19 protein-coding genes, 1 tRNA gene and 1 pseudogene are annotated in these 21,115 nt (G+C 62.6%); 14 read left to right on the plus strand and 7 right to left on the minus strand.

Annotation, left to right across the window (positions count from 1 at the left end; translation table 11 throughout):
- Position 1: 1 nt before the first annotated feature.
- Entirely contained in the window at positions 2–1,441 is a 1,440-nt protein-coding gene (locus AC0QUY_RS31505) for a lipopolysaccharide biosynthesis protein (protein ID WP_475390116.1), read from the plus strand.
- Positions 1,442–1,463: 22 nt separating this feature from the next.
- On the opposite strand, the gene AC0QUY_RS31510 is transcribed toward AC0QUY_RS31505, so the two are convergent.
- Complete coding sequence (locus AC0QUY_RS31510; protein ID WP_475390117.1) at positions 1,464–2,564, minus strand: endo-1,4-beta-xylanase; 1,101 nt, start codon at positions 2,562–2,564, stop codon at positions 1,464–1,466.
- Between the two features lie 205 nt (positions 2,565–2,769).
- Between AC0QUY_RS31510 and AC0QUY_RS31515 the strand changes: the two genes are divergently transcribed.
- From AC0QUY_RS31515 to AC0QUY_RS31530, 4 genes are read left to right on the plus strand one after another with little or no spacing between them, the layout of a single operon-like run.
- A complete protein-coding gene (locus AC0QUY_RS31515; protein WP_161849948.1) occupies positions 2,770–3,564 on the plus strand; it encodes a WecB/TagA/CpsF family glycosyltransferase in 795 nt (264 codons plus the stop codon).
- Positions 3,561–4,838: a glycosyltransferase gene (locus tag AC0QUY_RS31520; protein ID WP_161849949.1), complete on the plus strand. Its 1,278-nt coding sequence runs from the start codon at positions 3,561–3,563 to the stop codon at positions 4,836–4,838. The genes AC0QUY_RS31515 and AC0QUY_RS31520 overlap by 4 nt, the downstream gene beginning before the upstream one ends.
- Positions 4,839–4,848: 10 nt before the next feature.
- A complete protein-coding gene (locus AC0QUY_RS31525; protein WP_475390118.1) occupies positions 4,849–6,024 on the plus strand; it encodes a glycosyltransferase family 4 protein in 1,176 nt (391 codons plus the stop codon).
- The gene (locus AC0QUY_RS31530) at positions 6,021–6,434 is read left to right on the plus strand and encodes a hypothetical protein (protein WP_475390119.1); all 414 of its coding nucleotides are present in this window, start codon (positions 6,021–6,023) and stop codon (positions 6,432–6,434) included. The genes AC0QUY_RS31525 and AC0QUY_RS31530 overlap by 4 nt, the downstream gene beginning before the upstream one ends.
- 23 nt (positions 6,435–6,457) lie before the next feature.
- Here AC0QUY_RS31530 and AC0QUY_RS31535 read toward each other — a convergent pair whose 3' ends face one another.
- The gene (locus AC0QUY_RS31535) at positions 6,458–7,279 is read right to left on the minus strand and encodes a class I SAM-dependent methyltransferase (protein ID WP_475390120.1); all 822 of its coding nucleotides are present in this window, start codon (positions 7,277–7,279) and stop codon (positions 6,458–6,460) included.
- A 550-nt stretch (positions 7,280–7,829) separates the two neighbouring features.
- Here AC0QUY_RS31535 and AC0QUY_RS31540 point away from each other — a divergent pair.
- Positions 7,830–8,180, plus strand: a complete 351-nt coding sequence (locus AC0QUY_RS31540; RefSeq protein WP_475390121.1) for a hypothetical protein — start codon at positions 7,830–7,832, stop codon at positions 8,178–8,180.
- 18 nt (positions 8,181–8,198) lie between these two features.
- Here AC0QUY_RS31540 and AC0QUY_RS31545 read toward each other — a convergent pair whose 3' ends face one another.
- Positions 8,199–10,496: a glycoside hydrolase family 113 gene (locus AC0QUY_RS31545; protein WP_475390122.1), complete on the minus strand. Its 2,298-nt coding sequence runs from the start codon at positions 10,494–10,496 to the stop codon at positions 8,199–8,201.
- Positions 10,497–10,783: 287 nt separating this feature from the next.
- On the opposite strand from AC0QUY_RS31545, the pseudogene AC0QUY_RS31550 reads away from it, so the two are divergent.
- Together AC0QUY_RS31550 and AC0QUY_RS31555 are read left to right on the plus strand one after the other, a co-directional pair.
- Positions 10,784–11,086: pseudogene (locus AC0QUY_RS31550) on the plus strand (DsbA family protein); the annotation flags it as partial.
- A gap of 115 nt (positions 11,087–11,201) precedes the next feature.
- Positions 11,202–12,107, plus strand: coding sequence for an amino acid ABC transporter substrate-binding protein (locus AC0QUY_RS31555; RefSeq protein WP_475390123.1), 906 nt, complete (start codon positions 11,202–11,204; stop codon positions 12,105–12,107).
- A 39-nt stretch (positions 12,108–12,146) separates the two neighbouring features.
- Here AC0QUY_RS31555 and AC0QUY_RS31560 read toward each other — a convergent pair whose 3' ends face one another.
- On the minus strand, positions 12,147–13,211 hold the full coding sequence (locus AC0QUY_RS31560; protein ID WP_475390124.1) for a Gfo/Idh/MocA family protein: 1,065 nt from the start codon (positions 13,209–13,211) through the stop codon (positions 12,147–12,149).
- Positions 13,208–14,065, minus strand: coding sequence for a sugar phosphate isomerase/epimerase family protein (locus AC0QUY_RS31565; protein WP_475390125.1), 858 nt, complete (start codon positions 14,063–14,065; stop codon positions 13,208–13,210). Before AC0QUY_RS31565 ends, AC0QUY_RS31560 begins: the two co-directional genes overlap by 4 nt.
- 133 nt (positions 14,066–14,198) lie before the next feature.
- On the opposite strand from AC0QUY_RS31565, the gene AC0QUY_RS31570 reads away from it, so the two are divergent.
- Positions 14,199–14,861: a TetR/AcrR family transcriptional regulator gene (locus AC0QUY_RS31570; RefSeq protein ID WP_475390126.1), complete on the plus strand. Its 663-nt coding sequence runs from the start codon at positions 14,199–14,201 to the stop codon at positions 14,859–14,861.
- Positions 14,862–14,948: 87 nt separating this feature from the next.
- Here AC0QUY_RS31570 and AC0QUY_RS31575 read toward each other — a convergent pair.
- Positions 14,949–15,025, minus strand: a tRNA-Met gene (locus tag AC0QUY_RS31575).
- A 327-nt stretch (positions 15,026–15,352) separates the two neighbouring features.
- On the opposite strand from AC0QUY_RS31575, the gene AC0QUY_RS31580 reads away from it, so the two are divergent.
- The 4 genes from AC0QUY_RS31580 to AC0QUY_RS31595 all read left to right on the plus strand — a co-directional run bounded on the left by AC0QUY_RS31580 (position 15,353) and on the right by AC0QUY_RS31595 (position 19,596).
- Positions 15,353–16,960, plus strand: a complete 1,608-nt coding sequence (locus AC0QUY_RS31580; protein ID WP_475390127.1) for a GMC family oxidoreductase — start codon at positions 15,353–15,355, stop codon at positions 16,958–16,960.
- Between the two features lie 217 nt (positions 16,961–17,177).
- Complete coding sequence (locus tag AC0QUY_RS31585; RefSeq protein WP_475390128.1) at positions 17,178–17,693, plus strand: CvpA family protein; 516 nt, start codon at positions 17,178–17,180, stop codon at positions 17,691–17,693.
- 120 nt (positions 17,694–17,813) lie between these two features.
- Positions 17,814–18,596: an SDR family oxidoreductase gene (locus AC0QUY_RS31590; protein ID WP_161849959.1), complete on the plus strand. Its 783-nt coding sequence runs from the start codon at positions 17,814–17,816 to the stop codon at positions 18,594–18,596.
- A gap of 10 nt (positions 18,597–18,606) precedes the next feature.
- Positions 18,607–19,596, plus strand: a complete 990-nt coding sequence (locus AC0QUY_RS31595) for an NADPH:quinone reductase (protein WP_475390129.1) — start codon at positions 18,607–18,609, stop codon at positions 19,594–19,596.
- On the opposite strand, the gene AC0QUY_RS31600 is transcribed toward AC0QUY_RS31595, so the two are convergent.
- Positions 19,597–20,010: a DUF3775 domain-containing protein gene (locus AC0QUY_RS31600; RefSeq protein ID WP_475390130.1), complete on the minus strand. Its 414-nt coding sequence runs from the start codon at positions 20,008–20,010 to the stop codon at positions 19,597–19,599.
- A 110-nt stretch (positions 20,011–20,120) separates the two neighbouring features.
- Between AC0QUY_RS31600 and AC0QUY_RS31605 the strand changes: the two genes are divergently transcribed.
- On the plus strand, positions 20,121–20,969 hold the full coding sequence (locus tag AC0QUY_RS31605; protein WP_475390131.1) for an MBL fold metallo-hydrolase: 849 nt from the start codon (positions 20,121–20,123) through the stop codon (positions 20,967–20,969).
- Positions 20,970–21,115: the final 146 nt, after the last annotated feature.

Consider the following 21,115-nt stretch of genomic DNA (forward strand, 5'->3'; position numbering starts at 1 on the left):
GATGCTCCTCAAGCACACCCTGCTCTATCTGCCCGCGCAATTCGTCGGACCGCTGTTCCAGCTTCTGGCAATGATCGTGTGGACGCATGTCGTCGACGAACACACGCTCGGCGTCATCACGCTGATCACGGCCACGCATGAACTGCTGCAGATCGGCTTCCTGGCCTGGTGGTCGCAATATGCGCTACGTTTCCTCGGACGTTACCAAGACGCGGGCGACGGGCCCCGTTTCTATCGCACCGAGAACGCCGTGTTACTCGCGTCCGTCATGCTGCAAAGCGCGGCCGTGGTCGGAATTCTGCTTCTGGTGATCGCGCCCGGCGCCGGAACGGGCCTTCTGCTCGCCACCGTCGCATATGTGATCACCCGATCACTCAATCTCTACATCGGCGAACGCGCCCGCGCGCGACAGCAGATCCGGGTCTACACGATCCAGCAGGTATTCGGGCCATCCGTCGGGTTCTTAGTGGGCCTGGTGTTGATCAAGCTGATCGGCCAATCGCCGGAATGGCCGCTGGCCGGCTACGCACTTGCACAACTGATCGCCGCGCTCATCGTCCTGCCCTGGATCGGCTGGAGCCATCGCCTGTGGCCGATCGACCGGGAGATCGTGGTTCACGCCCTGCGCTATGGCCTTCCCCTGATCGTCGGCGGCGCGCTCGGCTGGGTCGGCCTCAATGCGTCCCGCTTCATCATCAGCCAATTCTCAGGCGTGGCCGCAGCCGGGTTGTTCGCGGTCGGCTATGGCCTGGGCCAGCGGGCCGCGGCGGTCGCGGCCATGCTGGTGACGGCAGCGGCGTTCCCGCTGGCGGTAAAAAGCATCGAGCAGGGCGGCAGCCAGGCCGGCATGCGTCAGCTTGCCACCAACAGCGCGCTTCTTGTCGCCATCCTGGCGCCGAGCCTTGCCGGCATCATCATGCTGCGAACGGAGATCGTGCACCTCCTGATCGCGGCGCCGTTTCAAGCGGTGACGCTCGCAATCCTGCCGCTCTCGACGCTTGCCGGCGCGATCCGCAACCTGCGCGCTCATTTCGGCGACCAGGTCTTTCTGCTGCAAAACCGCACGCGCTGGATGATGGCGATTGCTGCGATCGACGCGTCGACAACCGTGGTGCTGAGCGCTCTGTTCCTGCCGCGCTGGGGATTGACGGGCGTCGCCGGCGCCACGGTGCTGGCGGCGCTGGCCGCCGCCATCGTCAGCTTTTCGATCGGCTTTACCAGGTTTGGCTTGCGCCTTCCGATCAGCCATCTCGTGCGCATCGCATTGGCTACGATTGCGATGGCCGCCCTGCTGCGGATCTTCCCGGAAGCTCGCACCCTTGCCGTGTTGGCGGCGCATGTCACGGCAGGCGCCGCCGTCTATTTCGGCGCGCTTGCCGTGCTCTACGCGCCGTCACTGTTGCGGATGCTCCGTCCACGCCCCCAGCATTCGGGCGTATGAGCGGATCCGACACGGTCGGCGGCTACGACTTCCGGGCATTTTCGAACGCGCGCGCCATCGCATACCACAGCGGCTTCTTCTGCATCGACGAATCGAACGGCAGCGGCCGCGGCAGCCGCTGCGCGAGAGGATCTTTCTTCTTCGCCGCATCGGTATAGAACGAGTAGTTATCGGCGAGTTCCCACGCGATCACCATCTTGACCGCTGGAACGCGCAACGCGTTGTTCAGATACTTCTCGGCGGTCTCCGCAATCATGGCGTCGCGCGCTGCGATGTCGTCCGGAAACGTATCATCGCGCACGTCGAATTCGGTCAGGTAGATCTCGACGCCACGGTCGGCGAGCGCGTGCAGGAATTCGGCGAAACGTCCGGGGTCGTGCGGATAGCGCGGCTGCAGGTGACTTTGCAATCCGACGGCATGCAGCGGCACGCCGGCGTGCTTCAGTTCGTCAACCAGTTGCAGCAGGCCTTTGCGAACCGTGAGACCGACATCATCATCGCGCTCGCTCTGCGCTTCGTTGAGAACCAGTTTTGTCTTGCGGTCGACCATCGCCACGCGCTCGAAGGCGCGGCGCACATAGCCGGTTCCGAACGTGTCGTACCATGGACCGAGCCGGTAGCCGCCGGGAGCCTTGTGCCCAGGCCAGAACGGTTCGTTGACGACGTCCCATGAATGCAGCTTGCCGACATAACGGGCAGCCACGTCCTCGATGTAGGAATCGAAGAACTTCTCGCGCTCGGTGCTGCTCATGCTCTTGATCCACTGTGGAACCCATTCGTTCCAGATCAGGCAATGGCCGCGCATCGGAATGTTGTTGCCTGCACAGAATTGCAGCAGACGATCGGCGCTCTCGAATCGCTTCGGTCCCGGTTGCGGCGCGATGGTTCCCATCTTCATCGCGATGTCCGTCGTCACGATGCGCGTCTGCGTCTGATACAGCTCGCGATAGGCAGCATCCTTGTCGATCACTGGGCCTGCAGCCGCGCCGAACACAATGCCGTTACGAGCTGCGATGGCGCCGAGACTCTGCGCTGGCTGCGCGGCGAGTGCCTCCTTTCCGTAAGAAGCAACACTTGCTCCTGCGATGAGAGCGAGCGCATTTCGCCTCGACCACTGCTGCATAGCTGATCTCCATCATGTGAATGCTTCGCCGCCATGTCTAATCGTTCGCAACGCGGCATCGCCATCGTTGCGTCGCATTAGTTCGATTTCGTGACGATGTCAGTCGAGAAATTCTTCGACACATAGTTCCCGTCGTGACGCGACGGGCATGTCGATAGTCCAGCGTGAACGCGTCTCTCAATCAAATCATCGTCAGGAGGTCGACATGGCGGAACCGCCAATATCGTTGCAGCCCAGCCTCAGTGTCGACGGCATCACCATCAATGTTCCCTCGCTTCCGGAAGCTGTTTCATCCATCGTGTCGGCCGCGCAACGTGGCGACAATTTCAGCGTCTGCACACTGAACCTCGATCACGTTGTCCAGTTGCAGCAACACGCGAACTTTCGCGCCGCCTATCGACGTGCCCGATTTGTCACAGCCGATGGATTCCCCATCGTCGTACTGAGCCGTCTCATGGGCACGCGAATCGAGCGCACGACCGGCGCCGATCTCGTCGAGCCGGTTTGCGCGGAAGCCCGCAAGAAAGGACTTCCGGTCTTTCTGTTGGGTGCGAACGACGTCACACTGAAAACAACGGCGCGCCGCTTGGCGGAACGATTCCAGGGATTGCAGATCGCGGGATGCTTTGCGCCGGGACCGGGGTTCGATCCCTATTCCAGCGAAGCCGATGCTGCGATCGAAAGCATTCGTGCCTCGGGCGCGAAGCTCTGCTTCGTCGCGCTGGGCGCGCCGCGTCAGGAACTGTTCGCGGCGCGATGCCTCGACGAGTTGAATGGAACCGGCGTGTTGTGCATCGGAGCCGCGCTCGATTTCATTGCGGGCACGCAGAACCGCGCGCCGTCCATCGCGCGCAAAACCGGGCTCGAATGGGCGTGGCGCATGCTGCGTGAGCCGCGCCGGCTCGGCCCCCGCTATGTCAAATGCATGACGGTGGTTCCGCGTCTCGTGGCGCGAACCATTCCGCAAATCGTCCAGGCACGCATGAGGAAAGCGGCATGACTTCAACATTGACCCTGGCGCTACGTGCGCGAAATGCCACTCGGATCAAGCCACGTTACCAGATCTGTCTAATTCACCCGTTCGATCCGCGCGGCCAAAAGGTCGGCGGCCTCGAAACATACATCCGCGACTTCATCACGTTTCATCCCGTTGACACCGACATCCTCTTCATCGGCGTCGACTCGACGGGCGAGCTGGAGCTCGGGCAGCTTCACCGGCTGACGTTCCGCGGCCGCGGCTTCGACTTCCTGCCGATCCTGCACTACTCGGATCAGCAGGCCCGCGAAGCGGCCCGCAGCATCCGCACCTCGCTGACCGGGCAATTCTTCATGGCGCTGCTCCGTCATTTCCGGCCGATTGCGAAACTGATCCGTGCGAGACGATGCTCGATCGACCTGCGGCGGGTGGAATTTTCCTGGCTGCCGGCGATCCTGCGGCTTCCCTTCGTGCAGATGCTTCACGGCGAGGGCGCGCCGAAGCTACAGATGGATTCGCTGCTGCGGAAATATTCCTTCGTCCACAACACCGGCGAGCGGTTCGCCGTCGCCATGAGCGAGAAGTTTCTTTGCGTCAATCCGTTCATCACGGAGCGGCTGCAGCAGACCTATCCGCGCCGCAAGGACAAGATCGATACGCTCTGGACGTGGGTCAACACGGATATCTTCAAGCCGCAGGTCTGGCCGCTGAACTCTTCGCCGTTCCAGATCGTGTTCGCAGGCAGGCTCGACGAATTCAAGGATCCGCCGTTGATGTTTCGCACCATCGACCGCCTGCGGCAGCGATTGAACGGCGATGTCAGGTTTCACTATATCGGCACCAGTGACCCCCACCGCTTCGAGGAGTTCGCCGCGATCGAAGACATCACCGTCCGCCACGGCTTCAAGGATGCCGCCGGCATGGCGGAGACGCTGGCAAGCGCGCATGCCGGCATCCTGACGTCCGAGTTCGAGGGCATGCCGCGCTGCGTGCTCGAGACCCTGGCGGTCGGCCGACCCGTCGTCGCCATGCACCTGCCGCAGCTCGAATCCGTGATCCGGCCCGGCTTCAGCGGCTATCTCGTGCCGCGGAGCGGCAGCCGCGACGAGATGATCGATGCGCTGGTGCAACGGTTCGTCGATGTCCGGGATGCCATCGAGATGGGTGCGATGAACCCGGTGCAGGTCGCCGACACCATCATGGCATTCACGCCAAGCACTCAGCTCGCGCGGGTCTTCCGCTATCATCATGAAATTCAGGACGCGCGCGGACTTGCCGCCGCGGCGCCGACCTATTGAGGGCGCCGGCTTGAACATCCTCCTGTTGACCAGCGAGTTCGCTCCCGCGATGGGGGGAATTGGAACCTACGCCCGCGAAATTGCCGCGGCCGCCAGCCGGCTCGGCGCCAGGGTCACCGTGGTGGCGCCGGACTACGCGCAACAAACCGACGACCGCTCCCTGCCCTTCGAGGTCATTCGGTTTCGCGGCGGACTTCATTCCATGCGCGACCTGCCGCGCAAGATCATGCTGGCGCGGCGCGGTGTGCGCGGCGACCGATATGACGTGGTCCATGCCGCCGATTGGCCGTTCTTCATCCCGCTCGCGCTTTCGCGATGGCGAACGCCGGCGCGGGTGTTGATGACGGTGCATGGCACCGAGATCAACGAAACGCAGACGCCGCTAAAGCGCATGGCGATACGTAGCGCCGGCGTGTTCGGGCCACGGACGGAGGTCGTTGCTAACAGCCGCTTTACCGAGACGCTGTTCCGCGAACGGTTTGCCGTCGACCCGCGGCGGATCAGCGCGATCAATCTCGGCGTATCGGAATTCTGGTTCGGCGGACGACGAACGCGCCGGGAGATTCGCCTGGCCCATCGCCTGCCGGAAGACCGCCTCGTGATGATCACGGTCGCGCGCATCACGCGCCGCAAGGGGCATCATCTGACCCTCGCTGCACTGTCGCAGCTTCCCGACGAACTGCGCAGTCGCATCACCTGGCTCGTGATCGGACCCGACGGCGAAGCCGATTATGTCGGCGATCTGCGTCGGGCTGCCGGCGAGGCAGAATGCGACATTCGTTTCCTTGGGCCCCAATCGAACGAGGAAATTCGCGATCTCTACGCGGCCTCGGATTTCTTTTGCCTGACGGGGATGCCCGACACGACCGGCCGGGTCGAGGGATTTGGATTGGTCTATCTCGAAGCCGGAGCCGCCGGCCTGCCGAGCGTCGCAACCGACGTCGGCGGGGTGGGTGACGCCGTGCTCGCCGACGAGACAGGAATTCTCGTGCCGCCATCGGTCGAGAACATATCGCAGGCGATCGAAGAGCTGGCCACGGATCGGGGACTGCGCGCCATTTTCGCGGCAGGCGCATCCGCCCATGCCCGCGCCCTTTCGTGGGAACGCTGCGCGGCGACAACCTATGGCCTGGCCTATGCCGGCAAGCGGGCATCTGCGAACCACGCCATGGGAAAATCGGCATGAGGCTATGGGTCGCGACCGCGATGCTGCTGGCGATCGCGACCGGTGCGGCGCGGGCGGACAACGAGAACTGCCGCAAGAGCCGCGAGTATCTATTGGCAACGCCCGGCGGCGACCAGGCCCTGACGCCACAGGCCTATAACGACCTGTTCAAGATCTGCATCGCAACGTCGGCCATGCCCAACGTGAAGGATGCGTACATCCTGAAGGACGGCGGCATCGCCGTGATCCCCAAGCAGGACAGCGTTTCGGCAACAGCCTCCACGCTGGCGCAGTTTTGCGACGCCCATCCTCACGGCGTGCTGCGCTTTATCACCCGCAAGGAAAAACTTGTTATCCGCTCCGTAACCGACGTCGCACGGATGTCGTCGACCTCGTCGACGCCATGCAAGAAGATCAAGGGCATTTCGTAGAGTAGCGCGCCAACCGTCAAAGCTCATTTTTGCCGGTTGTAATAATCCGGCATGGCATGCGGATCCATCGCCTGTTCGGCCCTGCGCCCGAGAAAGAAGAATCCGCTGGCGGCATCTGCTGCGGCCCGGCCACGGCCGAATGCATCGAGATACCTGATCCAGAAGAACGGCAGCACGATCAGCCGCGACAGCTTGTTGCCCGCGCCGAGCGCGCGCGCGAAATAGCGGATCGACCATTCAAGCGCCACGCCGGCGCCGCCGACCGGCCCGGCGCTGACTTCCGAAAATCGCCTGAACAGCCAGCGGTGACCGCTCTGGGTGAAACGCGAGAAGTCATAGGCCTGCTCATGCACCTGCTGCATGAACGGCGTCTCCGCATAGACCAGGCCTTCCAGGCGCAGCACCCGGTGCAACTCGGCAACGACCGTTGCGGGTTCCAGCACGTGTTCCAGCACCGCCTGCACCCAGACGCCATCGAACACGCCGTCTTCGAACGGCAGACTGTGGGCGTCGGCCACCAGCGCGGTATGCGGCGAGGCGTAGACGTCGGTGCCGACGAGTTCGATGGAATCGTCGCGGTAGAGTTCGTCTGCGCCCAAACCGATCGTCCCGCCTCCGATCACGAGCACGACCGGCCGCCTCGACTCCCGCTTCAATAGCTCGATGAATTTTGCACTGTTGGAAACCGCAACCGGATTGCCGCCGAAGGTAAGACGATGCAGGCGTGATCCGATGGAACGGCGGCTGACGTCCCGCCGCAGCGCCGAGCCGCTCTCGGCCTCATACATCCTGCGCTCAAAAATGCTGGCTGCAAAATCGATCAGCACCGGCTGTGCGCCGACCACCGGAAACCCGGCCCTGCTATAATCGCAGGCGCGGTTCGAACAGGACGGCTGTGACCAAACGTTCCGCAACGCCGCCGAACAATGAGGGCAGCGTAGACGTTGCTTCCAGTGCGCGGGTTCCGTATTCGCTACCGAATGATCGACGGCAGAAAGCTGCAAAGAAGGACCTCGTATTCATTTCTTCTGCCCTGCCGCCCACTCCTGACTTGCGATCGATGCTAGTTCGAACGCAATGGCAGCGCAACAAAGGCGGGGCCGGGAACAATTTGGATTGCAATTCGGATGTCGCGGCCAGCTTCAGCCAGACGCCACCATGAGGCTGGCAGGAATGCAACGCACAAACCCGCCTGCTGTTTCGAGCAAATTGTTGGATTTCTCCAACCGCGTTCCAATGGACCCGCTTCACGCAGCCGGCCCGCTCGCGACTCGGGCCTCCGCCGTCGTAACCCGACGTTGATGACGTCGCGGTCGGAGATTGACAATTCCCATTCCTGAGGAAACCTTGGCCTGTCGGCCCGGCTTGCCAGCTGATTGGTCGAGGAGTTGTCTGGTGTCAGCCCGTGAACCATCGCAGCGACCGGACGGATCCGGCCCGCTTCAGGTTTTTGTTCTCGACATCGATCGAAGGCCGACGCTGGCGTTCGAAGCAACCGGCCTTGCCGAGGCGCAGGAAATCTGTCGCGACGCCGACCTGCAGGCCGATCTGACTGCGCTCACATCGGACGGCGTCCCGGTCTGCCGGTCAAACTCGACACTCAGCCCGCGGGCAGCAGCGCAAGAGGAGATCGCTGCATTCCGGCATGCAGCCGAACGGGCGCCGGCATCCGGCCAGCCGACCATGGTGTTCCTGATCAAGATCGACGGCGTCATGGTCGTAACCGTCGGCCCTGACCACGCCTGACCCGGCGCGTCGATGCGGTCAGGTGAAGAGCAGATGATGCGCCGTCAGGGACGCGATGCCGGTGAGTGCATCCGATGCATCATGTCCGGGATCCATGCCGGCGTCATGACCGGAAAGATGCCCGACGTCGGCTGTAACAGTGGATTCGGATCGGCTCACATCGTGCCCGATGAAGTCTGCTGCCTTGAAGACACCTGCCGCGTCGAACCCGACTGCCTCGCTGAAAACAAACGTATCGTTGCCCGCGGTAGCGACCCTTTGTGCGATCCCTCCGAAGTCCATCTGCCGAGGCGCCGCATCGAGGATGAACTGATCGCTGAAGCCGCCGGCAAAGTGCTGCAGAAAGTCAGGAAGATGACCTACCGCATCAGGGCCGGCGCCTTCGAAGGCGTTGCGGGCGACCGGCTGCTGAGGCGCAGCGCTGGCGGCGATCGCGAACGAATAGAGGTCGGAGCCGTCGGCATGGCGAAGGAGCTGGCCGATGATCTTGCCGGCGCCGTCGGTCGCCAGCACTTGCAGCGTGCTGCCAGAGCTATTCGCCAGAGTGGCGAACAGCTCGCTGGCGTCGATGACGCCATCGGCGAACTGCAGGAATTCAAGGTGGGAGATATGATCACTGCCGTCGCGACCCGCGATCCGGTCATTCACCACCAATTGTCCGTCGGCAATCGCGATATCATAATCGCGGATGTTGCCGGTGAATCTGGCCGTATCGATCTCGGCCCCGCCGTCGATGATATCGTCGCCTATCCCGCCGGTGATGACGTCATTGCCCGCGCCGCCATCGATCACGTCGTTGTCCGTCGCGGCGCCGGAAAACCAGTCCTGGTGGCTGGCCGTGTCGACGTGGATATTGTGGACGTAGAGATCGAACGTGCCGGGCGAGCTCGCATTGGCGGCGTCGGCCGGCGCCAGCGCGACGCCGTTGATCAGGAAATCCTTGATATGCAGCGCCCGCCCCGGCGTAGCATTCGCCAGGTTGATGTCGATGCTGGAGATCAGGCTCGGATTGACGAAGCTGATCGTGAAGGTCTGGTACTCAGACGGATCGGCCGCCGGCTTGAATTCCATCAAGCCGGAGACTAGCTGGCCGTTGACCTTGATCTGAGCCTGCGCGCCGACACCACCGACCACCGAGCCGTAACCAACGAGGGTAACGGTCGTTACCGACAATTTTCCAGTGGTCGCGGGCCCGCCCACAATGATGTCCGCGCCGGCGCCGCCATGAATAACGTCATCGCCCAGCCCGGCATCGATCGTGTCATCGCCGCGGCCGAGATCGATGAGGTCGGCGACGGCCGATCCCGTTATTGCAAGGTCGGGCACGGCCCCGCCGCCATGGAAATACTGCGAGACGACGGCTTCGGCCGGCTTTCCCATGACGGAATAGCCCGTGCTCGAATACTGGTTGTTGAGATCCCATTGCCAGAGCTCGACGCCCTTGAACCAGCCGCCGCCATGGGCGGTCCAGACCTGGAAGAAGGCATTGTAGGCATCCGCCTGCTCCTGCACGTCGGCTGTACCATTGCTCGTCCATGATCCCGGCGAGATGGCGGTGCCATCGACGCTGCGATAGCCGACCTCGGTCATCAGCAGCGGCTTGTCGTATTTCGTAGCGAGCGAATGTAGAAAATCGACCGGCGATTGGTAGTCGAACGCCGCCGCGTAATACGGGTTGACGGGAACTTCGGTCCACGCGTCGATCAGATCCTGCACCGTCGGAGCATTGCTGGCCGTCAACGGCGGATAGGTGTTGACGCCGATCGTGTCGAGCTGATCCCAGAAGCTGACATGGGAAGCTTCGTCGGTCGCCGCCGCATAGGTCAGTTCGCCGTGATAGACGTCGCGGACGGAACCGATGATATTGATCCAGTAGCCGCGATATGGCGCGCCGGAGAGGCTGCTCATCTCATTGCCGATTGCGAACGTCTCGACACCTGCGGCCTGCGCGATGGTGGCGAGATGGACAATTTCGACCTTGTAGGAAGCGAAGAAGTCAGCGACATCGGCCGGCGCCAGGCTGGACACCCGGGTTCCGTTCAAGGTCGAGAGCGCGGCCTTGAACAGCACCGACAAGCCGGCATCGTGCGCGGCCTGAAAACCCGCCAGCAGGCTGGCGTCGCTTTCGGTCTTGGCCGGATCGGCGAAGACGGAGTTGGATGTTCCGGTCTGTGTCCAGATCCGGGCGGTCAGCTCGATCGAATTCGATCCGAGCGACGCTATCTTTTGGAATGCCTGCTTGGCCGAGGCGCTCGAGAACTGTCCGTTCCATTCGGACAATGCGCCAAAGCCTTGAACATCGAAAGTACTTGCCACCTACGCACCCCGCCTTTGTGCGACGGATAACGCGAGGGATTAACGTTCAGCTTAAAATCACTTCGTGTTTCTACGCGGTGACCAACGATATTTCTTCAACGTGCACCCCGCGCATCAAGGCACCAAAGAGTTCCAGCGCGGGAACTCCGCCCCTACCCTTCAATCAGCGCTCAACACGTCGCCGAACTGCTCCCACGAAATTCCATTCCAGAATACCCGATGACCACCACCGGCCTGCCACTACCGGACCGAGGGCACGATCTATGCGCGATGCATTGCGCGAACCGCTTGTCGCGAGATCGCAGGATCCCGCCGTCAAGAACCGGTTGATGGAGCTGACGCAGAGCGCCGTCGATCGCGGCGCTTTCGGCTCACCGACGTTCTTCGTCAATGACGAGATGTTTTTCGGCAAGGACCAGCTCCCGTCCATGCGAAACAGGTGCACACCCACCTGGGGCCCGGGGCGCTGGAGGCTACTGACGCGTCGGGCAAAGGGGGGTAGTTTGCATTCTGAAAATGATCCAGATCCGGACGTTCGGCGTCCGCGTTGGGGCCCCACCGGACCGATCAAATTGTTCGATAGCTGGTAGAAGCAGGCTTTGATACCGCGCGAGAACAATGTCGGCTAAGACGGTGATCGTGTTGCTGCGGGCGATTTGCTCAGGCCCCTTCACAAGAACTGCCGATGCTTATGGAGAAAAAGCGATGCGCCTGTCTGCGGCGATGATCGCGGCTGCCCTGTTGGCCGCGCCTGCAAATGCGACCGAACTGAGCGGAACGCTCCTGAAGATCAAGGAGACGAACAGGATCATCCTCGGCATTCAAGAAGCTTCAGTACCCTTCAGCTACCTGGACGGCGATCAAAAAGCGATTGGATATGCCGTCGACATCTGCCTGAGGATCGTCGAGGCGGTGAAGCGCGAACTCAATGTCGCGAATGTTGCCGTCGAGACGCTTGCAGTCACGTCGTCCAATCGCATTCCGCTCATGATGAATGGGACGGTCGACCTCGTCTGTTCTTCCACCACCAACAATGCGGATCGGCAGCGCCAGGTGACGTTCACAAACTCGCATTTCCTGTCGGCAACTCGCTTTGCGACGAGGAAGTCCGACAACATCACGACGATCGACGATCTGAAAGGCAAGCCTGTCGTTGCCATATCGGGCTCGACCAACATGGTGCAGCTCAATCAGGTCAATACCGCAAAAAATCTCGGCATCGCAGTGCTGGCCGCCAAGGATCAGGCCGAGGCGTTTCTCATGCTGGAGACCGGACGCGCGGCCGCGTACGTGCTCGATGACGTGCAACTCGCCGTCGCGATCGCGCGATCAAAGGATCCGTCCGCCTACGCGATCAGTGAGGAAGCCCTGTCCAGGGCCGAACCTTACGGGATCATGCTGCGCAAGGACGATGCACCGTTCAAGGCCGTGGCAGATCGGGCGACCGCGGATCTGTACAAAAGCCCGGAGATCGAAGCGATCTACAGGAAGTGGTTCGAATCGCCGGTGCCGCCCAACGGTCTCAATTTCAAGACTCCGATGCCGGCGGTCCTGCGCAAGGCGTTCGCCAATCCGTCGGACAGCCCGGACCCGGCAAGCTACGAACGCTGACGGCATATCGTCCGCGTTACGGCACTGTTGGCATGTTCTTCATGCTGCCGCGAGCGCCGCGTAGCGGTCGCACAGGTTGATGCGCCGGCCGGCTGTGGCGGCCTCGGCAATGGCAAGCGTTGCGATCAGGGAGCGGGCGCCGTCCTCGACCGGCTGCAGCGATGGCGCTCCGCCACGGATCACGTCACGGAAATGGTCGAGCTGGGCGACATAGGGATCGATCCCGCCGGCATGGATGTGCTGGGCCTGGATCGGCTGGTTCCAGTTCTGCGCACCTTCCGCTTGCGCCCATTGCACGAGATTCGGAAACTCGAGTGAACCGCGGCTGCCCATCAGGCGATAACTGCCTTGTCCGCTGAACGGGAATTCGACGGCCTCGCCGAGCCCCTGCTCCATCGTCCAGGGCGAGACCGCGCTGTCGCTGATGAAGAAGGTCCCGAGCGCGCCGTTGTCGAATTCAATCAGCGCGGCGGCGGTATCCTCGACCGCAAAGCCGCGCTGGCGGTTCGAGGCAATCGCCTCGACGGCCAGAATTTCACCGACGGTGAAGCGCAGGAAATCGATCTCGTGAATCAGATTGATCAGCACCGGACCGCCGCCGGCCTGGCTGCGCCACGGCGCGACTTCAAAATAGTTTTGCGGTTTGTGCGTGGCCCAGATCGCCGACACCCCGACGATGTCGCCGATCCGGCCCTCGCCGAGCAGCGCCTTCAGGGTCCTGACCTGCAGATGATGGCGGCGATGGTGACCGACCAACGATTTGATACCATTCTTGCGCACTCCGGCCAGCAAAGCCGCCGCGCTCTCCAGCGTATCGGTGACCGGCTTCTCGATCAGGATATGAATGCCTCGCCGGGCGCATTCGATGCCAGCCTCGGCGTGAAGCTGGTTTGGCGAGGCAATGATCACGGCTTCCGGCCGTGCCTCATCGAGCAACTGACGGTAATCCGCGAGCACGCGGGTGTTCGGATGCTCGGCTGCGACCTGATCGACATTCACGTCGGCAATGCCGACGAGGTCATAGTCGCTCCGCTCAGCGAGTTTTCGAAGATGCTTGCGTCCGATCAGCCCCGCGCCGATTACGCCGATGGTGATGTTGTTCATGGCGCACATCCTGTCGGGTTTTCGCGGCGCCAGCCCGGCCGCATCGTGCCGCGCGAGTGGCGATCAAGCAGGCGGCGGGTCGCATCGAAGGCCGCGGCGATCCGCGCCCGTGTCTCCAGCGTCGGCATGGGCATCTCGACGCTTAAGCTGGTATCGGCGGGCAGCGCACCCAGAAGCTCGCCGAGCGGCAGTGAGCCTTCTCCTGGCGGCAGCCGTCCTTCGCGCGCCTCGGCGATGATGGCAGCCTCGGTCGAAGGCGTGCCCGCCCCGGCGTCGCAGATTTGCGCAACGCGCAGCCATTCGTCTGGAATAGAGATCAGGTCGCGCGCCTCGCCGCCGGAGCGGGTCAGGTGCAGGGCGTCAACGAGAACGGCACTATTCGATTTGCCCGCCTGGCGCACGATCGCCAGGGCCTGTGGCAGCGCGCCGATCGCGCGCCAGCGCATGAATTCAAGATCGACGCGCAGGCCAAACGCAAGTGCGAGGTCGCAGAGTTCGGCGAAATGCGCCGTCAGCCGGGCGTGGTCGTGATCGTCGCCGGAGACGGTGACCGAAATGGCGCCGAGATCGGCGGCCGCCTCGAACACGGCCGCGAACGCCTGCACGTCGATGTCAGGCGTGAGCTGAATGAATTCGATGTCGCTGACTCGGACACCTTCTCCGGCGAGGATCTGCTTGAGCGCGCGATGAGCTTCCGTGCCGACACGCGTCGGATAGGCCGGACCACCTGGTGTCGCCAGGACAAATCGCAGGCCGACCGACGCGAAGCCAGCGCGCGCCGCCTCCGTGACCAAGGCGGGCGGGGACAGTTCGAGGGCCGTCAGATGAGCAAGGCCTAGCACCAAGGGCGTCATCTCTCCGCCCCTTAATTAATCCACGGGATAATTACAATTATCCCGTGGGATAATTAAGGTCAATAGCGGTCGATTCAGTCCATACTGGCCGGCGAGCGCGCATTCCCGGCGCGGAAGGACACCGGACTGCCAGATGGAGCCTGCGAAAAAGCCCGCGAACGCGAAGAAGCCGCCGATCCGGCGGCGCGACCGAGAGCGGACCAGGCGCGAGATTTTGGAGATTGCGTTTGCGGAGTTCGCCGAGAACGGCCTAACCGGCGGCAACACCGACGCGATCGCGGCGCGTGCGAACATCACCAAGCGGCTGATCTTCTATTACTTCAACTCGAAGGAAGAGCTGTTCATCGCCGTGCTCGAGATGGCCTACGCCAAGATGCGCCTTGCCGAAGAAGACCTGCATCTCGAGGCGCTGGAGCCCGAAGCCGCGATCCGCAGGCTTGCGGAATTCACCTTCGATTTCGACCAGGCCAACCCGGAATACATCCGCCTGGTCACGATCGAGAACATCCACCGCGGCCGGCACATCAGCGCCAGCCGGAAGCTCAAGGAAATGACACGGCCCATCATCAACCAGATCGCCGCGGTGCTGGAAAAGGGCGTGCGCAGTGGCACGATCAGGCCGGGCATCGATCCGAACGAGCTGCACATGACGCTGAACGCGCTCTGCTTCTTCTCGGTCGCAAACCGCCACACCTTCGAGGCGCAATTCGGCTGGGACATGTCATCGTCCAAGGCCAAGGCGCAGCGCCGCCGCGAAATCGCCGACCTGCTGTGGCGCCACGTGCGGAAGGACTGATCGAATGACTGGGCGGCAAGCCAACGCGCTCCCGATACGAAAAAGCCCGCCGAAAGGCGGGCTGTTTCATCTCATCCGGTCGAGATTTGGTTGCGGGGGCAAGATTTGAACTTGCGACCTTCAGGTTATGAGCCTGACGAGCTACCGGGCTGCTCCACCCCGCGTTAAACCGTTGCAATGCCTTCGAAAAAACCGGACCCGAAACGAACCCGGCCAACGCGTGTTTGCGCCGATCGATCCCGTCCAGAGGCTTCCTGAGAAGGCGACCCGGGCAAAGCCATCGGGCGCGAGGGGTATGTATCAACGTCGCTCTGCTTTGGAAAGGGGCAAGATCCCGCTTTTGCAGATTTTATGACAGCAAAAACGAGCACTTGGAGCGCCAAAACCGCCTCCTGGAACCGCTCTTGCCATAAACGCCGCAAAAGCGGAGTTTTGCGCCCCAAGGCGCGGCCCGTGAGGTCGCCAGAACAAAAAATCCGGGGGGAACGAGCGTGGCGGAAGCTTACGATTTCGTGGTGGTGGGCGGCGGCTCCGGCGGCTGCACGGTGGCGGGGCGGCTTTCGGAAGATCCGAACACATCGGTGGCGCTGCTCGATGCCGGCGGCAAGAATGACAATTGGGTGGTCACGACACCGTTTGCACTCGTGCTGATGGTCGCCGGCAACGTCAACAACTGGGCCTTCAGCACCGTGCCGCAGAAAGGCCTCAACGGTCGCATCGGCTATCAGCCGCGCGGCAAGGGGCTCGGCGGCTCTTCCGCCATCAATGCGATGGTCTATATCCGCGGCCACCGCAGCGATTACGATCAATGGGCCTCGCTCGGCAACACCGGCTGGTCGTTTAACGACGTGCTGCCCTACTTCAAACGCGCCGAGGACAATGCCGATTTCGAGGACGAGTATCACGGCAAGGGCGGACCGCTTACCGTCAACAAGTCGCGCACCGGGAATCCGGTGCAGCAGATTTTCTTGCAGGCAGCACAGGAAGCCCAGTTTCGCCTGCGGGAGGATTTCAATGCCGACGAGCATGAAGGCCTCGGCATCTATCAACTGACGCAGCGGAACGGCGAGCGCTGCAGCGCCGCGCGCGCCTATATCCACCCGCATATGGCAAGCCGCGCCAATCTGCGCGTCGAGACCCACGCCCACGCCACCCGCATCCTGTTCGAAGGCAAGCGCGCGGTCGGCGTCGAGTACCGGCAAGGCAAGGAGATCAAACAAATTCGCGCTAGGGGCGAGGTGATCCTCTCCGCCGGCGCCTTCCAGACCCCGCATCTCCTGATGCTGTCGGGCATTGGCGACAGCGCCGAACTCGGCAAGCACGGCATCGCCACCATGCATCATCTACCCGGCGTCGGACAGAATCTGCAGGATCACCCGGATTTCGTGTTCGGCTACATGTCCGACAATCCGAACTTCAACGGCATCTCGCTGAAAGCCCTGCCGCGGCTGCTGCGTGCGATCCGCCAGTACCGGCGCGAGCGTCGCGGGCCGATGACGTCGAATTTTGCCGAATGCGGCGGCTTCCTGAAAACCCGGCCCGACCTCGACATTCCCGACATCCAGCTTCATTTCGGCATGGCGCTCGCCGACGACCACGGCCGCAAGCGTCATCGCGGCACCGGCTTCACCTGCCATGTCTGCCTGCTGCGGCCGAAGAGCCGCGGCACCGTTTCGCTGCGCGGCGCCGATCCGTTTGCACCGCCGCTGATCGATCCGAATTTCTTCGGCGATCCGGACGATCTGGAAACCATGGTCGCGGGCTTCAAGACCACGCGGCGGCTGATGGAGACGCCGGCGCTGCGCGCGTTGCAGAAGAAGGAAATGTTCACGGAAGGCGTGCATAGCGACGACGACATCCGCAACCTCCTGCGCCAGCGCGTCGACACCGTTTATCACCCGGTCGGCTCCGCCAAGATGGGCATCAACGATCCCATGGCCGTGGTCGATCCGAAGCTGAAGGTGTACGGCATCGAGGGATTGCGCGTAGTCGACGCCTCGATCATGCCGACGCTGATCGGCGGCAATACCAACGCGCCGACCATCATGATCGGTGAGAAGGCCGCCGACATGATCAAAGCTGAGATGCGGGCGGGTTGATCGGAAAAGCATGCTCCGCCGTCATTGCGAGGCGCGAAGCGACGAAGCAATCCATCCATCCGTTATGCCGCGCGATGGATTGCTTCGCTTGCGCTCGCAATGACGGGGAGAGAGCCGATCTCCAACCGCCCCGATTCATCGATACGAACGATTTTAGCGATCGCCAATCCGATTCATTGACGAAGCATCGGTATCGAAACCGGGTGGAATTTTTCTCATGAACAGTTTCGACGCCGTCGTCTATCTCGGCCTGGCTATTGCCGTAGTCACCGGTTTCAATACCGGGCTGTTGCGCAGCGCGATTACGATTCTGGCCTATCTCGCCGCGATGCCGATCGCGATGGGGCTGGTGCCACTATTGTCCCCGCAGATCGGTGACAAGCTCGCCCCGCCGTTTGCGCAGAATTCGCTGCTGTTCTTCGGAGCCTTTCTGGTCACCGGCATGGTGCTCGGGAAGCTGGCGCGCATAGCCCTCGACGACGCCATCGGCTCCCAGGCCGGCATGGCAGACCGCCTTGGCGGCGCCGCCCTTGGCGCGGTGCGCGTCGGCCTGATCGCGACCACCCTCGTGCTGATCTTCGACCGGCTTCTGCCAACAAACCAGCAGCCAACATTCATGACCGGTTCGCGGTTGCGGCCGCTGCTATCGGCCGCCGGGCAATTGGGCATCAAGTCCCTTCCGCCGGATGTCGTGGCTGCGATCGACCGCCTGAGGAAAGACCAGCACATATAATCGGCGTGGTCTTCCTGATATGCGTTTCGGCGGTAACCGCTCTCTTATCAGGGACGCTCGACTTGGCTACAGTAGCCGCATCACCTTTCAAACATCACCTGAAATAATGGGAGCGAAACAGTGGATCTTGGGATCAAAGGCCGTCGCGCCATCGTCTGCGCATCGAGTAAGGGCTTGGGCCGCGCCTGCGCCATCGCGCTGGCCAATGAAGGCGTGCATGTCACGCTGACTGCGCGCGGCGCGGAGGCGCTGAAAAAGACCGCCGATGAAATCCGCAAAGCCAATCCCGGCATCACCGTGACCGAGATCGTTGGCGACATCACCACGCCCGCCGGCCGCGAGGCCGTGCTGAAAGCCTGTCCGGAGCCGGATATCCTCGTCAACAATGCCGGCGGCCCGCCGCCCGGCGATTTCCGCAACTGGACCCGCGACGACTGGATCAAGGCGATCGACGCCAACATGCTGACGCCGATCGAGCTGATCAAGGCGACGGTGGACGGCATGATGACGCGCAAATTCGGCCGCATCGTCAACATCACCTCGGCCGCGGTGAAGGCGCCGATCGACATATTGGGACTTTCCAACGGCGCGCGCGCCGGCCTCACCGGCTTTATTGCCGGTCTTTCGCGCAAGACCGTCATCAACAACGTCACCATCAACGGCCTGTTGCCGGGTCCGTTCGTCACCGACCGCCTGACCGGAACGGCCAAGCCGGAAGCCGAGAAGCGCGGCATCACGGTGGACCAGGTGCTGGCCGAGCGCGCCAAGCTCAATCCGTCGGGACGCTTTGGCGACCCCGAGGAATTTGGCCAGGCCTGCGCCTTCCTGTGCGGCGCCAAGGCTGGCTTCATCACCGGCCAGAACATCCTGCTCGACGGCGGCGCATTCCCGGGCACGCTCTAAGGGGCACGGGATGAAAGCAGTCTGGTACGAACGAACCGGGCCGGCACAGGAAGTGCTGGCCTATGGCGAGATGCCGACGCCGGTGGCCGGCCCGGGCGAAGTCCGCGTGCGGCTGGAGGCGTCCGGCATCAATCCGGCCGATGTCGGCCGCCGCGGCGGTGGCTATCGGCCGATGGAATATCCGCGCGTCATTCCCAACAGCGACGGCGCCGGGATCATCGACCAGGTCGGCGACGGCGTCACCCGCCTCAAGATCGGTCAACGCGTCTGGCTGTTCAACGGCCAGCGCAACGGCCGCGCCTTCGGCACGGCGGCCGAATATATTTCGCTCGCCGAACATCTGGTGACGCCGCTGCCGGATAATCTGTCGTTCGCGGAAGGCGCCACGCTGGGCATTCCCGGCATGACGGCGTGGACGTGTCTCTATTGCGACGGCCCGATCGTGGGACAGACGGTGCTGGTCACCGGCGGCGCAGGCGCCGTCGGGCATTACGCGGTCCAACTCGCCAAATGGGGTGGCGCCAAGGTGATCGCGACCGTCAGTTCGTCGGCCAAGGCCGAGCAGGCACGGCTTGCGGGCGCCGACCTCGTCATCAATTACAAGACCGAAGATGTCGTCGCCAAGGCGATGGCCTTTACCGGGCAGCGCGGCGTCGACCGCGTCGTCGATGTCGATTTCGGCGGCAACATCGAGACCACGCTGAAGCTGATGGGCACCAATTCGACGATCGCGGTCTATGCCACCAACGGCAACCGTACGCCTGTGGTGCCGATGCGCGAGCTGATGGAGAAATGCATCGCGCTACGCGCCCTCGTATTGTTTGCGCTGCCGCCGCCGCTATTGGCGGCTGCGCAAGCAGACATCACGAAATGGCTGGCGGCAGGCCCGCGCATCCATAACGTCGCCGCGCAGTTCGCGCTCTCCGACACCGCACAGGCACATCTGGCAGTGGAGAAAGGCGACAAGCTCGGCACCGTGATCGTAGACTGCGCCCGATAGTCAGTGAATCGGCGTGGTCCGCACGTCGGTCCAGGAGAGGCCGAATTCATCGAGACCCTCGGCGAGAAGATCGCCGAGCATCGGCTCGCCCAGCAGATAGCGCGCGGTGGGACCACTGCGCCCTTCCGCGGCCTGCCGCCGCAAGTCCTTCCATTCCTCGATGGTTCCGTCTCCACGGCCGAGCCGCATCAGCGCGACGAGGTCGATCTGCTCGTCCTCGCTTAGAGCATCAATGAAACCGGCCATCTCGCGCGCGACAGGGTCGCGGCCATCGTCCTCGAGCACATCGATCATGTCGTCATCGGTGGCGTTCGATCCCGAGTCAGGATCGGTCGCCGCTTCCTTGACGTCGAACTGCCGGGCTTTCTCGATCAGAAAGCCGACTTTCTCGGGCGAAATCATCAGTTCTGGCATCGCATGCTCCTCATACGGGCGATGCGATAACGCCGAACGCCGCGAGATGATCCGTTGCGCCGGAAACAGGAAACCCGCATCCTCGCCCGAACAACGGGAGGAACCGACGGATGCGGTGGAACGTGGGCAGGGTCAAGATCACGAGAATCGTCGAAACCGAAACCGTGGGCAGCACCCGATTCATCCTGCCGCTCGCAACCAATGAGGAAATTCAGAAACTGCCCTGGCTGATTCCGCATTTCGCGACCGAGGAAGGACGGCTCAAAATGTCGATCCACTCGTTCGCGGTGGAGACGCCGTCGCGGCGGATCATCATCGATACCGGCCTAGGCAACGACAAGCAGGGCCGCAAGGTGCCGACCTGGAACAATCGCAAGGATCCGTTCCTCGACACGCTGACGGCGGCGGGTTTCCCGCCCGAAAGCATCGACACCGTGCTGTGCACGCATCTGCATGTTGACCACGTCGGCTGGAACACGAAACTGGTTGACGGCACATGGGTGCCGACCTTCGCCAATGCCCGATATCTGTTCGGCAAGACTGAATACGATTACTGGCGCCATTACCGCGACGAGCCGGACAAGGTGGCCGTATTCAGCGACTCCGTGAAGCCGATCGCGGACGCCGGCAAAGCCGATCTTGTCGCCAGCGATGCCAGGCTGACGGATGAAATCACCCTGATCCCGACCCCCGGTCACAGCCCCGGCCATATGAGCATCCACATCCAGTCGGAGGGGAAAGAAGGCCTGCTGACGGGGGACGTCGCCCACCATCCGTGCCAGATGGCCCATCTCGGCTGGTCCTCGACGGCCGATTCCGATCCGCGGCAGTCGGCTGAAACCCGGCGCGCGCTGTTTTCACGCTTTGCCGACACGCCCACGCTGGTGATCGGCGGGCACTTTGGCGCCGGTCACATCAGGCGCGATGGAGATGCATTCAGGTTCGTATCCTTGGGGTGATTCCTTGGGATGTTGTTGGGCGCCTTTGCCCACCCTTCTGTAACGGGCCTCGATTAGTCAATCCCTTTGCGTTGTCCGCCCGCCGGGGTCTTGCTTCTGTACGGGGTCGGCGCAGGGCCGCCACCTGATGGGGTTGGAAGAGGATA

The sequence above is a fragment of the Bradyrhizobium sp. WYCCWR15520 genome, from assembly GCF_056174665.1.